The following is a 14,977-nucleotide window of genomic DNA, read 5'->3' on the forward strand; positions in this document are numbered from 1 at the left end:
CTCACCGCTTGATCTCCCAAGTCGTGATGCGCTCGCCCGTTACCGGATCTTTGCCATCTTTCAGCTGGATGCCTCTTGCCGCAAGTTCATCGCGAAGCCTGTCGGCCTCGGCGAAGTTCTTGGCCTTCAGCAACTCCAGGCGTTCACGCACCTTGGCATCGATTTCCATGACAACGGCTTCGTCGACCTCCGCCTTCTTTGGCAGTAGGCCGAGAAGATCGGCGCTTGCCGCGAAGACGGGCAGGAGGCTGGCATCGGCATTGGCCGCCTGTGCCAGCGCATGTATTGCCTGAATGGCGGCAACGGTGTTGAGGTCGTCGGCGAGGGCGGCGAGGATCGTCTGATCCGGCGCGGCGGCGCCAACCTCCGCTGCCGGCCATCTGGCGATCAGCCGTTCGGCTTCCTCAAGGCGCTTCACGGAAAAGTCGATCGGCTCGCGATAATGCGTCATCAGCATGGCAAGCCGCAATACTTCGCCCGGCCAAGTCCGGCCGCCGAGCTTCTCCGACTGCAGCAACTCATGGATGGTGACGAAATTGCCTTCCGATTTCGACATCTTGCGGCCTTCGACCTGCACGAAGCCGTTGTGCATCCAGACATTCGCCATCGTATGCGTGCCATGTGCACAACGCGACTGGGCGATTTCGTTTTCATGATGCGGGAAGATCAGGTCCAGGCCGCCGCCATGAATATCGAAGATATTGCCGAGATAGCGGCCGCTCATGGCCGAGCACTCGATATGCCAGCCCGGACGGCCACGGCCCCACGGGCTTTCCCAGCCGGGCTCGTTCTCGTCCGACAGCTTCCAGAGCACGAAATCGCCAGGGCTCTTCTTGTGTTCGTCGACCGCGACGCGAGCGCCCGCCTGCTGCTCATCGAGATTGCGCTTTGACAACTGACCGTAATCGGCCATCGACTTGGTGTCGAACAGCACCTCGCCGGCTGCCCGATAGGCATGCCCCTTGGCGATCAGCGTCTCTATGATTGCGATCATCTGTGCGATATTATCGGTCGCCCGCGGCTGCACCGGCGGTTCCAGGCAGCCCAGCGCCGTCGTATCCTCGCGATACTGCCGCTCGGTCTTCTCCGTCACCAGGCGGATCGCGTCGTTCAGCGGCAGGCCGGGATGGTCGCGCAGCGCGCGCGCGTTGATCTTGTCGTCGACATCGGTGATGTTGCGGACATAGGTGACATGGCTTTCGCCATAGAGATGGCGTAGCAGCCGGAACAGGACATCGAAGACGATGGCGGGCCGGGCATTGCCGATATGGGCGAAATCGTAGACCGTGGGGCCGCAGACATACATGCGGACGTTGTTGCGGTCGATCGGCTGGAAATCGACCTTTTCGCGTGTCAGCGTGTTGTAGAACTTCAGTTGCGGCTCGGCGGCCATGTCACTCTCCCAAGGCATAAATCCGAAAAAATACCGTCGCCGGCAGGCCGGACGTTTGTCATCTTGGATTTTGGGAGACGAAAACGGCCAGGCCAGCGAAGCGCTAGCGAATAATCTTCCGGCAGATAATGCAGATAACCGTTTTCATGGGCGGCTTTATCGCGCGCCGGAAGAATTTGGTCAAGTGGGAACGCTTTCTCTGAGGTATGGGGAGGAGCTGTTTTTATTCCGGCATCCGGTAGTCGACGAGCTTGTTCTCGCGCACGACGAAGAGCTTGCCGGTTTCGGTGACGTCGGGGCCGACGAGCGGCAGGATCGCCTGGGCGACCTCACGGGGATGCGGCAGCGTATCCGGATCTTCGCCGGGCATGGCTTGGGCGCGCATGGCGGTGCGGGTGGCGCCGGGGTCGACGCTGGTGACGCGCAGCGGCGTGCTCTGCGTTTCCCCGGCCCAGGTCCGCGCCAGCGCCTCGACGGCGGCCTTGGATGCGGAGTAGGGACCCCAGAAAGGCCGGCAGCGATGTGCGGCGGCCGACGATAGGATGACCGCGCGTCCGGCCTCGGAACGCATCAGCAGTGGCTCGACGGAGCGGATCAGCCGCCAGGTGGCGGTGACGTTGATGGTCATCACCTTCTCGAATACCTTCGCCTCGACATGGCCGATCGGCGAGATCACGCCGAGAACGCCGGCATTGGCGACGAGGATGTCGAGCTTGCCCCAGCGTTCGAAGATCGAGCCGCCGAGAGCATCGATGGCGTTCATATCCGAGAGGTCGAAGGGCACCAGCGTTGCCGAGCCGCCGGCTGCCTTGATGGCGTCGTCCAGCTCCTCAAGTCCGCCGACCGTGCGCGCGCAGGCGATCACATGCGCACCCGCCTTGGCCAATTCCAATGCCGTGAAATAACCGATGCCGCGCGATGCGCCCGTGACGAGGGCGATCTTGTCCTTGAGATTGACGCTCATGCTGTCCTGATCCGAATGCGTGGAAGAGAAAAAGGGGCAAGAATGCCCCTGTCAACCGTGGCTTACGTCAGCCGTTGCTGGCGAGAACGGAAAGCTTGCGCACATTGCTGGTGCTTTCCTTGTCGAGCAGGCGGGTCGGATAATCGCCGGTGAAATAGTGATCGGTGAACTGCGGCTGCGCATTGTCGCGCGGCTCGCCGCCGACGGCGCGATAAAGGCCGTCGATCGACAGGAATTCCAGCGAGTCCGCGCCGATGAAATCGCACATGGCCTTCAGGCTGCTGTACTGGTTGGCGAGCAGCTTATCGGCGTCCGGCGTGTCGATGCCGTAAAAATCCGGATGGAAGATCATCGGGCTGGCGACGCGGATATGCACCTCGCGGGCGCCGGCCTCGCGGATCATCTGCACGATCTTCACTGATGTCGTGCCGCGCACGATGGAATCGTCCACCAGCACGACCCGCTTGCCCTCGATGATGGCGCGGTTGGCGGAATGCTTGAGCTTGACGCCGAAGGCGCGGATCTGCTGTGTCGGCTCGATGAAGGTGCGCCCGACATAATGGTTGCGGATGATGCCGAGTTCGAAGGGAATGCCGCTTTCCTGCGCGTAGCCGATCGCCGCCGGCGTACCGCCGTCCGGCACCGGTACGACGACATCGGCCTCGATGGGAGCTTCCTTGGCGAGATTGATACCCATGTTCTTGCGGGCGACATAGACGTTGCGGCCGCCGACGACGGAATCGGGACGGGCGAAATAGACATATTCGAACAGGCAGAGCCGCTCGGGCGTCGGAGCGTCGGGCTTGCGGGCGTCGATGGTGATCGAGCCGTCGGGTTGGATCTCGCAGATGACGACCTCGCCGTTTTCGACGTCGCGGACGTATTTCGCGCCGATGATGTCGAGCGCGCAGGTTTCCGAGCAGAAGATCGGCTTGCCGTCGAGCTCACCCATGACCAGCGGCCGGATGCCGATCGGGTCTCGGGCGGAGATCAGCTTCGTGCGCGTCATGGCGAGCATCGAATAGCCGCCTTCCATCTGCCTGATGGCATCAATGAAGCGGTCGGAGGAGGAGGCCTGCTTGGAGCGGGCGATGAGATGCAGGACGACTTCCGTGTCCGAGGTCGACTGACAGATCGCGCCGTCGGCGATCAGCTGCCGGCGCATGGTCAGGCCATTGGTGAAATTGCCGTTATGAGCAATCGCGATGCCGCCGACTTCAAGCTCTGCAAACAGCGGCTGGACGTTGCGCAGGATCGTCTCACCCGTGGTCGAGTAGCGCACATGGCCCATGGAACGGTCGCCGGGCAGGCGGGCAAGCGTCGCGGGATCGGTGTAATGATCGCCGACGAGACCCATCCGTCGCTCGGAATGGAAGCGCTGGCCATCGAACGAAACGATGCCGGCCGCCTCCTGACCGCGATGCTGCAGGGCGTGCAGGCCAAGAGCCGTCAGCGCGGCCGCGTCCGGATGTCCCAGAATGCCGAAGACGCCGCATTCTTCATGCAGCGTATCGCCGTCGATATCGTCCTCGATGGAAACGGAATGGTTCATGGCTGCGGGCCTTTGCTCTCAACGTGGGCGGATCGGGGCGGCGTCACGAGTGACCATTAAAATAGCTTAAAATCCGGCCGGAAAAAATATCGGGCCGGATCTTCTATTGTCACGCCGCTCAAATGGCGATTCTCGGGCGGCAGGTCAAGCCTGTAAACGCACCGTCAATTGTTTGTCTGCGGCGCAGGCGCGTCATCCGACGGCGCGGTATCGTTCGGCGCGGCGTTTTCGCCACCTCCCTGCTGCTGCTGCTGCTGTTGCTGCTGGTTCGGCGCGATCTTGTTGATGATCTCCGGCGGCAGCATGGCCTGGACATTTTCAGGAAGCGCCGACTTCAGCTTTTCGACCATCGAATCCAGGAAGGGCTTGGACTTGGCGTTGTTGACCCAGTCCGGCCGGGCGGCGGGAGCCACCAGCCAGTTCCAGAAGGCCACGACGACGACCATTAAGAGCAGGCCGCGGGCCGCGCCGAAGAGGAAGCCGAGCGTCCGGTCGAGCGCGCCGATCCGGCTGTCGATGATGAAATCGGCAATCCGGATGGTGATGAAGGAAATGATGATCAGCGCCAGCAGGAAGATGACGGCGGCCGAGGCGATCGTCGCGATCTTGGTGTCGGCCTTGTATTGCAGGGCATAGGGAACGAGCAGCGGATAAAGATAGTAGGCCGCGACTGCGGAACCGCCCCAGCTGACGATCGATAGGATTTCGCGCGAAAAGCCGCGAACCATGGCCAAAACGGCGGAGAAGAGAAGAACGCCGATAACAATACCGTCGAAAATCGTAATGGGCATCTATAATCCACTTCAAGACTTGCCAAACCTTATGGTTGGCATCGGCCTCAATCATGAGCCTCTTCCTCGCCAAGAACGGCTGAAGTAAGGCTCAGTCTTCGTCTTCCGCGCGCTTGAGCGCGCCCTTCGATCCAGCAATGCGCGCCACCAGATCCGGCAGGCTGTCGATCTCACTCCAGCGTCCGCCGTTGACCTTCGGCAGGTCGGCGGAAGCGGCAGGCAGGACGGCCCCGGAAAATCCCAGCTTCTCGGCTTCCTTGAGGCGCTGGGCGGTGTGCGCAACCGGCCGGACGGCGCCCGACAGGCTGACTTCGCCGAAATAGACGCAATCGGCGGGCAGGGCAAGACCGGCCAAGGAGGAAACCAGTGCAGAAGCGACGGCAAGGTCCGCCGCCGGCTCGGAAATGCGATAACCGCCGGCAATATTGAGGTAAACATCGTGCTGGCCGAGGCGCACACCGCAATGCGCTTCCAGAACGGCGAGAATCATCGAGAGGCGTGCCGAATCCCAGCCGACGATAGCGCGACGCGGCGTGCCGAGCGATGTCGGCGCGACCAGCGCCTGCACTTCGACCAGCACCGGGCGCGTACCCTCGATGCCGGCGAAGACGGCCGCACCCGGCGATTTTTCGTTGCGTTCTCCAAGGAAGAGTTCGGATGGATTGGGCACGTCGCGCAGGCCGGCGTCGGACATTTCGAATACGCCGATCTCATCGGTCGGACCGAAGCGATTCTTCACGGTGCGCAGAATGCGGTAATGATGGCTGCGATCACCCTCGAAATAGAGGACGGCATCGACCATATGCTCGACGACGCGCGGCCCGGCAATCTGGCCGTCTTTGGTGACGTGGCCGACCAGCACCATCGCAGTACCCGTCTGCTTGGCGAAGCGGATCATCGCCTGGACGCCGGTGCGCACCTGCGTAACGGTGCCGGGCGCGGATTCGGCAAGCTCGCTCCACAGCGTCTGGATGGAATCGATGATGACGAGATCCGGCCGCTTGCCTTCCGCGAGCGTCGCCAGGATGTCCTCGACATTGGTTTCGGCCGCCAGCAGCACTTCGGTATCAGCCGCCTTCAGCCGCTGGGCGCGCAGGCGAACCTGTGCCACGGCTTCTTCGCCCGATACGTAAACGACCTTGTGTCCCTGCCGGGCGAGCGCTGCAGCCGCCTGCATCAGCAGCGTCGATTTGCCGATGCCGGGATCACCGCCGACGAGAACGGCCGAGCCGCGCACGAAACCGCCGCCGGTGGCGCGGTCGAGTTCGGATATGCCGGTATGGATGCGCGGCGCTTCCTCGATCTCGCCGGAAAGCGTCGTCAGCGTGACAGGCTTGCCCTTCCTCGGCGTCTTGGCCGGGCCGCCGCCGATCCCACCCAACGGATCTTCCTCGACGATGGTATTCCATGCGCCGCAGCTGTCGCACTTGCCGGCCCAGCGATTGTGGACCGTGCCGCAGTTCTGGCAAATGAATTGTGTGCGGGCTTTAGCCATCGGATGCTGTTCTCAAACTTCGAATGCTTCGCTTTTTCGCGACGAATCGCGATCGGCTGTCAGATAATGTCTTTCCCGGCCTATCAAAACTAATGATTTCCGTATCAACGATGATCGTGTCAGCTTTTATGCCGGGTTTTTATGGATGATCACCGATGTTCGACTATACGCTTGCTCACTGGATCGCGTTTCTGACTGCCGCAACGCTCCTTAACCTGTCGCCGGGGCCGGATATCGCCTTCATTCTCGGTCATACGATCAGAAGCGGCATGCGCTCGGGCTTTGCGGCTCTGTTTGGGATCTGGAGCGGCGCGTGCTTGCATGTGCTGATGGCCGCCGCCGGCCTGTCGGCGATCCTGGCCGCTTCCGCGCTGGCTTTCTCGACGGTCAAATGGATCGGTGCGGCCTATCTGATCTGGCTCGGCATCCAGGCGCTGCGCTCGAAGGGCGAGGGAGCCTGGATCAAGGAAGCGGGCAAGGCCTTGTCCTTTAGCCGCATCTATCGGCAAGGCATCATGGTCTCGCTGCTCAACCCGAAGGTCGCTATCTTTTTCCTGGCCTTCCTGCCGCAATTCGTCGTCGAAGGCGCCGGTCCGGTCTGGGCGCAGCTTTTGCTGCATGGCAGCCTCATCATCGTCGTCGCCGCCTTCATCGAACCGCCGCTCATCCTGCTCGGCGGTCGTCTGAGCGAGGCTCTCCGGCGCAATCGCAGCCTCGGCCTATGGCTCGACCGCGGTCTCGGCACGCTGTTCGTGGCGCTTGGGATTAGGCTCGCAATCGGTGTTCGCTGAGGCTATTCCTCGGTCTCTTCCGAGATATACCGCCGCTCGTGCCGCAGCCCCATGCTCGTCAGCATCTCGTAACCGATCGTGCCTGCCGCCTTTGCGGCCTCGTCGACCGAGATGTTGCTGCCGAAGAGCTCGACATAGTCGCCGGCTCTGGCCAGGTTTTCCGGCAGGTCGGTGATGTCGAAGATGGTGAGGTCCATGGTGATGCGGCCGGCAACGGGCACCTTGTGACCGGCAATGAAGCCATGACCGCCGGCAATGCCGGTCTGGCGCAGCGGAACGCCGCCGCTCGACTGGCTGCGCATGTAGCCGTCGGCATAGCCTGCCGAGACGATCGCCAGCCGGCTGTCGCGGGTCAATTGAAGCGCGCGGCCGTACCCCACGGTTTCGCCTGATTTGACCGAGCGGGTCTGGATGATCCGCGCCTCCGCCGTCGCAACCGGACGCATCGGATTGGCCAGGCCTGGGACCGCCTCGCCGCCATAGGTGGCGATGCCGGGGCGAGTGAGATCGAAATGATAGTCCGATCCGAGAAAAATGCCGGCCGAATTGGCGAGGCTCGCTTCGATGCCTTCGAAAGCGGCGCTGACCTTGCGGAAGGCCTCGAGCTGCTGCCTGTTCATCGCATTGGAGGGATCGTCGCCACAGGCAAGATGGCTCATGACGAGAACCGGCGCAAAGCTTGCCGGACGAGAGACGTCATCGGCAAGCGCGATTGCATCGTCCATCGGCAGGCCGAGCCTATTGAAGCCCGTATCGACCTGCAGGGCGCAAGGATAGTCGCCATGTTCCGCCAGAACCGACATCCAGAAGGTCAGTTGTTCCTCCGAAGCGATGACGGGCACGAGGTCGTTTTCGAAGAACCGCCGCTCCATGCCCGGCCAGATGCCGCTCAGCACGAAGATGCGCGCTTCCGGAGCATAGAGCCGCAATGTCGCGCCTTCGTCGGCGGTGGCGACAAAGAAATCGCGCGCGCCGGCAGCGTAAAGCGTTTCGCCGACATCCTCGATCCCCAGCCCGTATGCATCGGCCTTGACGACGGCTGACGTGCGCGCCTTCCCCGAGCGGCGGGCCAACTCGCGCCAGTTTTCGACGAGTGCGCCGAGATCGACCGTCAGCCGCAGGCCGGCGAAAGCAAAAGCATCATCGTCATTGAAAATATCTGTCATGGAGCCGCCTGAACAAGGAAATGGCCGGAGGTGATTTTGCTCCGGCCAGGATACTGGTCATCGATGAAAAGAAAAAGTGCTGCGGCGCACATGTGCGCCGCAAAGCGCGGTCGTCAGTGTTCCTCATACTGAATGAAGGAGGAATCGGCGAGATCGGCAAAGCGGGTGAATTCCGACTGGAAGGCGAGGCGCACCGTGCCCGTCGGTCCGTGGCGCTGCTTGGCGATGATGACGTCGGCCGTGCCCTTCACGCGCTCGAACTGTGCTTCCCATTCCGCATATTTCGGATCGTTCACATCGCGTGGTTCGGCGTTCTTCACATAGTATTCCTCGCGGAACACGAAGAGCACCACGTCGGCGTCCTGCTCGATCGAGCCGGATTCACGCAGATCGGAGAGCTGCGGCCGCTTGTCTTCGCGGCTTTCGACGGCACGCGAGAGCTGGGAGAGCGCAACGATCGGAACGTTGAGCTCCTTGCCGAGGGCTTTCAGGCCCGTGGTGATTTCGGTGATTTCCTGAACGCGGTTTTCCCCGGCCTTCTTGGAGCCGGTCATCAGCTGGACGTAGTCGACGACGAGAACGTCGAGGCCGCGCTGGCGCTTGAGTCGGCGGGCGCGGGCGGCAAGCTGGGCGATGGAGATACCACCGGTCTGGTCGATATAGAGCGGCACCTTCTGCATCATCATCGAGCATGCCACCAGCTTCTCGAAATCGGCGTCGTTGATGTCGCCGCGGCGGATCTTTGACGAGGAGACTTCCGTCTGCTCCGAGATGATACGGGTCGCGAGCTGTTCGGACGACATTTCCAGCGAGTAGAAGCCGACGACGCCGCCGTTCTTTGCCTTGGTGGAACCGTCCGCCTGAACCTCGCCTTCGAAGGAGGCGGCGATATTGTAGGCGATGTTGGTGGCAAGCGAGGTCTTGCCCATGCCGGGGCGGCCGGCAAGGATGATCAAGTCGGAGCGCTGCAGGCCGCCCATCTTGCTGTCGAGCGAATGGATGCCCGTGGATATGCCCGAAAGACCGCCGTCGCGCTCCTTGGCAACGGCCGCCATGTCGATCGCGAGCGCGACGGCATCGTTGAACGCCTGGAAACCGCCATCGTAGCGGCCGTTTTCAGCGAGTTCGAACAATCGGCGCTCGGTATCCTCGATCTGCGTCTGCGGCGGCATGTCGAGCGGCGCGTCGTAGGCGATATTGACCATGTCTTCGCCGATGGTGATCAGCGCCCGGCGCAGCGCCAGGTCGTAGATGGCCCGGCCGTAGTCCTCCGCATTGATGATCGACACGGCTTCGACGGCGAGACGTGCAAGATATTGGGCGACCGTCATGTCGCCGACCTTTTCCTCCGCCGGCAGGAAGTTCTTGATGGTGACCGGGTTGGCGGTCTTGCCCATGCGGATGATGTCGCCGGCGACCTCGAAGATCTTCCGGTGCAGCGGCTCGTAAAGATGAATGGGCTTGAGGAAGTCGGAGACGCGGTAATAGGCATCGTTATTGACGAGGATGGCGCCGAGAAGAGCCTGTTCCGCTTCGATATTGTTGGGCGCTTCGCGATAGTGCTGTTCGGCGGGAGCAATGGCGGCGAGCTTGCGCGCAGCTTCGTTCATTTTCCATCTCTTCGTACTTTAGGGTGTCGACTGGTTTGCGACGATCCGATGTCATGGTCAACCAAGCAAATGCGCAGGGCAGGGCGAACGGAATAAATCGGCCTTGGCTATCAACATTGTTCCACTCGTCCACAGGGACAAGTTTCCGCCACTTAAAAAATCCCTTGTCGCCACTTTGCAACGCAAAGATCGACACACGAATCACGTAGCAAACTATCTGTGGGGAATATTTTAGCCGGGTCTTTCGCCGTGTACATCAATTGTTGCGGCTATCATGCTTGAAAAGCTACGGAAATCCGGTTATTCCCTATTAATTAGGGTAGGATGCTAATAGTATAAAGTTGCAATAATGTCCGGTGCGCCATCAAGACAAGAGTTTTTCGACGACCTTTCTGCATTCAATCGCAAGCTGAGGGCGGCCTTTGACGCGCTCGTTCGCGAACACGGCATGACTCTTTCCCGCGCCAGGGTTTTTCGCAAACTCTCCCGTCGGGACGGCATCAACCAACGGGAACTCGCCGACGAACTGGAGCTTGAAACGCCGACGCTCGTGCGCATCCTCGATGCTATGGAGGCGCAGAACTTCATCGAGCGCCGTGCCGCCCTGGCGGATCGCCGCGCCAAGCAGATCTTCATGACCGAAGCTGGAAAACTCGTCGCCGCCGAGGTCGAGGCCCTTGCCACCGGCGTGCGCGCGGATATCTTGGAAGGCATTTCGGACGAGGATGTCGGCGTGGCGCTCAAGGTTGTCCGCGCCATGACGGCGAACCTCCAGAATGTGGGCAAATCATGAGGTAGTGCATGAGCGGTGATCCGGGCCTGGTCGCCAACGCGGAAGCCAACGCCGTCCCACCCGCTCCACCGCCTATGCCGGGCTGGAAAGTGCCGCTCTATATTGCGGCATCCGTCATGTTCTTTCTGACCCAGGGCCTGGGTCTCAATCTCGCTTTCGCCAATCTGACCCAGATCCAGGGAACCATCGCGGCAACGACCACCGAATCCGCATGGCTTTCCGCCGCCTATATGGCGCCCAATGTCAGCCTCGCCATCGCGCTCGTAAAGATCCGCCTGCAATACGGCGTGCGCAATTTCGCCGAGGTCAGCATTCTCGGCTTCGTGCTTGCCTCGCTGCTCAATCTTTTCGTTTCCGACCTGCATTCGGCGATCGTCGTCCGGTTCCTCAGCGGCATCGCCGCAGCGCCGCTTTCGACGCTGGGCTTCCTCTACATGCTGGAGGCCTTCGAGCCGGCGAAGAAGATGACGATCGGCGTCAGCCTGGCGATGATGAATACGCTGCTTGCCGCTCCCATCACCCGCCTCGTCTCGCCTTCGCTGCTGGATTACGGCGAATGGCGCGGCCTCTATACGCTTGAGATGGCGCTGGCGCTGCTCGTCATGCCGATCATCTATCTCTTGCCGCTTACGCCGCCGCCGCGCGTCAAGGTCATCGTCTTAGGCGATATCTTCAGCTACCTGCTTGTCGCGATCGGCTTCGGCTGCCTGGCGGTCGCCCTATCGGTCGGGCGCCTCTACTGGTGGCTGGAAGTGCCGTGGCTGGGGGTCGTATTGGCGATTGCCGTCGCGTCCCTGACCGTCGCCATCGTCGTCGAGCTGAGGCGATCGACGCCGCTGATCGACGTTCGCTGGCTGCTCCGCCCGGAAATTCTGCACCTGACGGCGATCCTTCTGATCTTCCGCCTCATCGCCGCCGAGCAGACCTCGGTCATCATGACCTTTTATCAGAACGCCGTCGGACTGCTCTACGATCAGCTCGCAACGCTCTACTGGATCATTCTGGCCTTCTCCATCATCGGCGGCCTCATCTGTACGGTATTCATGAGTTATGGCTTCAGCTGGCAGATCCAGTTCGTCGCGCTCATACTGATGGGAACCGGGGCGCTGATGGATTCGCAGGTGACGAACCTTACCCGACCGGAACAGATGTATCTCAGCCAGGCGCTGATGGCGGGCGGCGCGGCCCTGTTCCTGCCGCCTTCCATGTCTCAGGGTTTCAAGGCGGCCATAACCAAAGGGCCGCCTTATCTGGTGACCTTCTTTGTCGTCTTCACCTTCACGCAGAGTGTCGGCGGTCTCATCGGCTCGGCCTTCTACGGCACGCTGATCACCATTCGCGAGAAGTTCCATTCGGCCGTTCTGACCGAACGTGTGCTGCTGACCGATCCGCATGTAGCTGATCGCGTCAGCCGGCTTTCGTCTTCCTATGGCAAGGTGATCGGGGATAGCGCGCTCCTGAAGGGGGAAGGGCTGGCGCTGCTCGGCGCCCAGGTGAGCCGCGAGGCTAATATGCTCGCCTATGGAGATGCCTTCTTCCTTGCCGCCGTAATCGCCTTCCTGTCGCTTGCCGGCCTCTCAATCCATGTCTTCTTCCGCTTCATCAGGGCTCGCCTGGCCGACGATCGGGCTGAGGTCGTGACATCTAACTCATGAGGATATGAAATAGCTCCATGTCGAGGCTCGTTCGCTCCCCCATCGAAGTCATCGCGGTTCTCGCCGGCATCGGCGGCGTCATGCTGGTGCTCTATGCCTGGCATCTGCCGCCATTCAAAACCTCCGTCGAAACCACCGACGACGCCTATGTCAAAGGCTATGTCACGACGATCAGCCCCCAGGTCAGCGGCTATGTCACCGACGTGCCGATCAAGGACTACAAGCTCGTCAAGGAGGGCGACGTGCTCGCCCAGATCGACGATCGCATCTACAAGCAGAAGGTGGCGCAGGCGCACGCGACACTTGCCGGACAGAAGGCGGCGCTCGCCAATTCGCAGCAGCAGGAGCAGGCGGCGAAGGCCGGCATCGTTTCAAGCCAGGCGCAGATCGATAGCGCCAATGCAGCGCTCAAGCGCGCCCAGCTTGCCGCCGATCGCGTGACGACGCTGGTCGCCAGGGGCGTATCGACGACAAGTGATTCCGAACAGGCCCAGGCGACGCTGCAGCAGGCCCAGGCCGCGCTGAACCAGGCGAAGGCAGCCCTTGATGTATCCCAGCAGAACCTGACGACCATCATTGTCAACCGTGCATCGCTCGAAGCCGGTGTCAGCGGGGCTGAGGCTGCCGTGCAGCTTGCCGATATCGATCTGGACAATACGACGATCAGGGCGCCGCAGGATGGCCGTGTCGGCGAAGTCGGTGTGCGCCTCGGCCAATATGTGACCCCCGGTACACAGCTCATGGGGCTGGTGCCGAAGGATGTCTGGGTCATCGCCAATTTCAAGGAGACGCAGCTCGACGGCATGAAGCTCGATCAGCCCGCCACCATCGCTGTCGATGCGCTCGGTCATCGCCAGATCAACGGCCGCATCCAGCGCTTCTCTCCGGCGGCGGGTTCCGAATTCGCCGTCATCAGGCCAGACAACGCCACGGGCAATTTTACCAAGGTTGCCCAGCGTATCGGGGTCAGGATCAAGATCGAAGACGGCCAATCCCTGACGGATAATCTGGCGCCCGGCATGTCCGTCGTCGTCTCGATCGACAAGGAGTCGGCTCCATTGCCGGAGCCCAAGACCAGCGATTGATCGAAAGGTGCGCTTTGTCCTTTCAAACAAAAAAAAACCTGGGCCGAAAGACCCAGGCTTCTTCATTCGCAATCCTGCGAAGGCTTGAAGATCAAGCTTCGTCTTCAGCGTTGCCGTCGGCTTCCGGATCGAAGAAGTCTTCCGGACGCAGCGCGTCTTCGTCAACGCCGTAGATGGCGTCGGCGGAGGTGAGGGTTTCGCCCTTGGACTGACGCTCGGCTTCTTCGGCGGAGCGGGCAACGTTGAGCTTGACCGTGATCTCGACTTCAGCATGAAGTCCGATCGCAACATCGTGCAGGCCGATGGCCTTGATCGGCGTGTTCATGTGAACCTGGCTGCGGCCGACGTTGAAGCCTTCGGCGGCGAGGATTTCGACGACGTCACGAGCCGCGACCGAACCGTAGAGCTGGCCGGTTTCGCCAGCCGAGCGAACGACGATGAAGGACTTGCCGCCGAGAACGTCGGCAACCTTCTGGGCTTCGCTCTTGCGCTCGAGGTTACGGGCTTCGAGCGTTGCGCGCTCGGCTTCGAAACGAGCCTTGTTGGCGGCGTTGGCGCGCAGCGCCTTGCCGAGCGGCAGCAGGTAGTTACGGGCAAAGCCGTCGCGAACCTTGACGGTTTCGCCCATCTGGCCGAGCTTGGAGATGCGTTCGAGAAGAATGACTTCCATTTTCTTGTTCCTTTCGATGTCAGATTTTCGTGTCTGTTGTTTTGGGTGTATCGGCATTCTTGTTCGGGGTCAGCGATATCGCCTTGCGGGTATCGTAGAGGCCGAGAACAAGGATGATGAGGAGTGGCAACGTCAGCAGGAATGACGTCAGATAGCAAAGGACAAGCACGGGTATGCGCCAGTCCTTGCCGCGCGTCTGGTAGTGCAGCGACGCAAAGCCGGAAGTGATGAAGCCGGCACCGAAAGCGCCGAGGACGGCGGCGGCGATCAGGCCAATCACACCGCCAAAGAACATGGCGACGATCGCCACGAGAAAGACGAAGATCGCGTTGCGATTCATGCGCAGTGACGAGGGGATATCCTCCCGTGGGCGCAGACTGTGCTTTGAAGCTGCAACGATGCGGATTGCCACGTAATAGGCAGCGAGCAGCATCATGACCCAGATGACCCCCCAGGCGATCGGGATCATGTAGAGCATCAGCGACTTCATCTTTGCGATCGCGACCGGATCGAGCTGAAGGTCGGGAGATTGCTGGTTCACCGCGTTGAGATAGGCGTCGACCACCTGGCCGACCAGATCGGCATTGTAGCCCATGACCGCGCCGGCGATGATGACGGTTACTGCCGTGAGGCCGCAGAGATGCAGCATAATGTCGGAGAGCGGATACCAGGCCATCAGGTGGTCCGGGCCGCCGAGCTCGGAAGCCGGACGCGCCAGATTGGCGAGATGGCTGAGCCAGGCCGGTATCAGCGTCAGTACGAGTGTAAACACTCCAAAATATATCGACTGCCAGACGGCGCCGATGACACTTGCCACCACGACAGCGACAATGACGGCCACGTTGCCCCAGCCGAGACCGACGATCAGGATAGGGAGGGCGGAAAGCGCGCCGAACAGGATAAACAGCAAAGGCTGAGTAGTCGCGCCATACACGAGTAGGGCGGCGGTCAGACCGGCGAGCGCGCCGATACCAAGCTCTTTTGCATTCAACTTCTTCACGTCGCTGTCCTG

General features: G+C 61.3%; 13 protein-coding genes. 4 read left to right on the forward strand and 9 right to left on the reverse strand.

From position 1 onward, the window contains the following. Nucleotide 1 precedes the first annotated feature (1 nt). From cysS to radA, 5 genes are all read right to left on the reverse strand, one after another. Entirely contained in the window at nucleotides 2–1,393 is a 1,392-nt protein-coding gene (gene cysS / locus HGP16_RS21995) for a cysteine--tRNA ligase (protein WP_168842113.1), read from the reverse strand. 223 nt (nucleotides 1,394–1,616) lie between these two features. After that, nucleotides 1,617–2,357, reverse strand: coding sequence for an SDR family NAD(P)-dependent oxidoreductase (locus tag HGP16_RS22000; RefSeq protein WP_168842114.1), 741 nt, complete (start codon nucleotides 2,355–2,357; stop codon nucleotides 1,617–1,619). Nucleotides 2,358–2,424: 67 nt separating this feature from the next. Beyond that, entirely contained in the window at nucleotides 2,425–3,909 is a 1,485-nt protein-coding gene (purF, locus tag HGP16_RS22005; protein ID WP_168842115.1) for an amidophosphoribosyltransferase, read from the reverse strand. A 164-nt stretch (nucleotides 3,910–4,073) separates the two neighbouring features. After that, nucleotides 4,074–4,700, reverse strand: a complete 627-nt coding sequence (locus tag HGP16_RS22010; protein WP_168842116.1) for a CvpA family protein — start codon at nucleotides 4,698–4,700, stop codon at nucleotides 4,074–4,076. 91 nt (nucleotides 4,701–4,791) lie between these two features. Further along, nucleotides 4,792–6,195: a DNA repair protein RadA gene (gene radA, locus HGP16_RS22015; protein ID WP_168842117.1), complete on the reverse strand. Its 1,404-nt coding sequence runs from the start codon at nucleotides 6,193–6,195 to the stop codon at nucleotides 4,792–4,794. Between the two features lie 155 nt (nucleotides 6,196–6,350). Here radA and HGP16_RS22020 point away from each other — a divergent pair, with 155 nt between their 5' ends. Then, on the forward strand, nucleotides 6,351–6,986 hold the full coding sequence (locus HGP16_RS22020; RefSeq protein WP_168842118.1) for a LysE family translocator: 636 nt from the start codon (nucleotides 6,351–6,353) through the stop codon (nucleotides 6,984–6,986). Nucleotides 6,987–6,988: 2 nt separating this feature from the next. Here the strand turns inward: HGP16_RS22020 and alr are convergent, their stop codons facing one another. Both alr and HGP16_RS22030 read right to left on the reverse strand, forming a co-directional pair. Then, nucleotides 6,989–8,152 carry an alanine racemase gene (gene alr / locus HGP16_RS22025; protein ID WP_168842119.1) on the reverse strand — a complete coding sequence of 388 codons (1,164 nt, stop codon included), beginning with the start codon at nucleotides 8,150–8,152 and terminating at the stop codon, nucleotides 6,989–6,991. Nucleotides 8,153–8,265: 113 nt separating this feature from the next. Beyond that, nucleotides 8,266–9,762, reverse strand: coding sequence for a replicative DNA helicase (locus HGP16_RS22030; RefSeq protein ID WP_168842120.1), 1,497 nt, complete (start codon nucleotides 9,760–9,762; stop codon nucleotides 8,266–8,268). Between the two features lie 349 nt (nucleotides 9,763–10,111). Between HGP16_RS22030 and HGP16_RS22035 the strand changes: the two genes are divergently transcribed. The 3 genes from HGP16_RS22035 to HGP16_RS22045 are packed head-to-tail and all read left to right on the forward strand — an operon-like array spanning nucleotide 10,112 to nucleotide 13,295. Next, nucleotides 10,112–10,555, forward strand: a complete 444-nt coding sequence (locus HGP16_RS22035; RefSeq protein WP_168842121.1) for a MarR family winged helix-turn-helix transcriptional regulator — start codon at nucleotides 10,112–10,114, stop codon at nucleotides 10,553–10,555. Between the two features lie 8 nt (nucleotides 10,556–10,563). Further along, a complete protein-coding gene (locus tag HGP16_RS22040) occupies nucleotides 10,564–12,210 on the forward strand; it encodes an MFS transporter (protein ID WP_168842122.1) in 1,647 nt (548 codons plus the stop codon). A gap of 17 nt (nucleotides 12,211–12,227) precedes the next feature. Continuing rightward, on the forward strand, nucleotides 12,228–13,295 hold the full coding sequence (locus HGP16_RS22045) for an HlyD family secretion protein (RefSeq protein ID WP_168842123.1): 1,068 nt from the start codon (nucleotides 12,228–12,230) through the stop codon (nucleotides 13,293–13,295). A 91-nt stretch (nucleotides 13,296–13,386) separates the two neighbouring features. Here HGP16_RS22045 and rplI read toward each other — a convergent pair whose 3' ends face one another. After that, complete coding sequence (gene rplI, locus HGP16_RS22050; protein WP_168842124.1) at nucleotides 13,387–13,965, reverse strand: 50S ribosomal protein L9; 579 nt, start codon at nucleotides 13,963–13,965, stop codon at nucleotides 13,387–13,389. A gap of 19 nt (nucleotides 13,966–13,984) precedes the next feature. Beyond that, complete coding sequence (locus HGP16_RS22055) at nucleotides 13,985–14,965, reverse strand: DUF2232 domain-containing protein (protein ID WP_168842125.1); 981 nt, start codon at nucleotides 14,963–14,965, stop codon at nucleotides 13,985–13,987. Nucleotides 14,966–14,977: the final 12 nt, after the last annotated feature.

It is taken from the genome of Rhizobium sp. P40RR-XXII (genome assembly GCF_012641405.1).
In the GTDB taxonomy this organism is placed as follows: Bacteria; Pseudomonadota; Alphaproteobacteria; order Rhizobiales; family Rhizobiaceae; genus Rhizobium.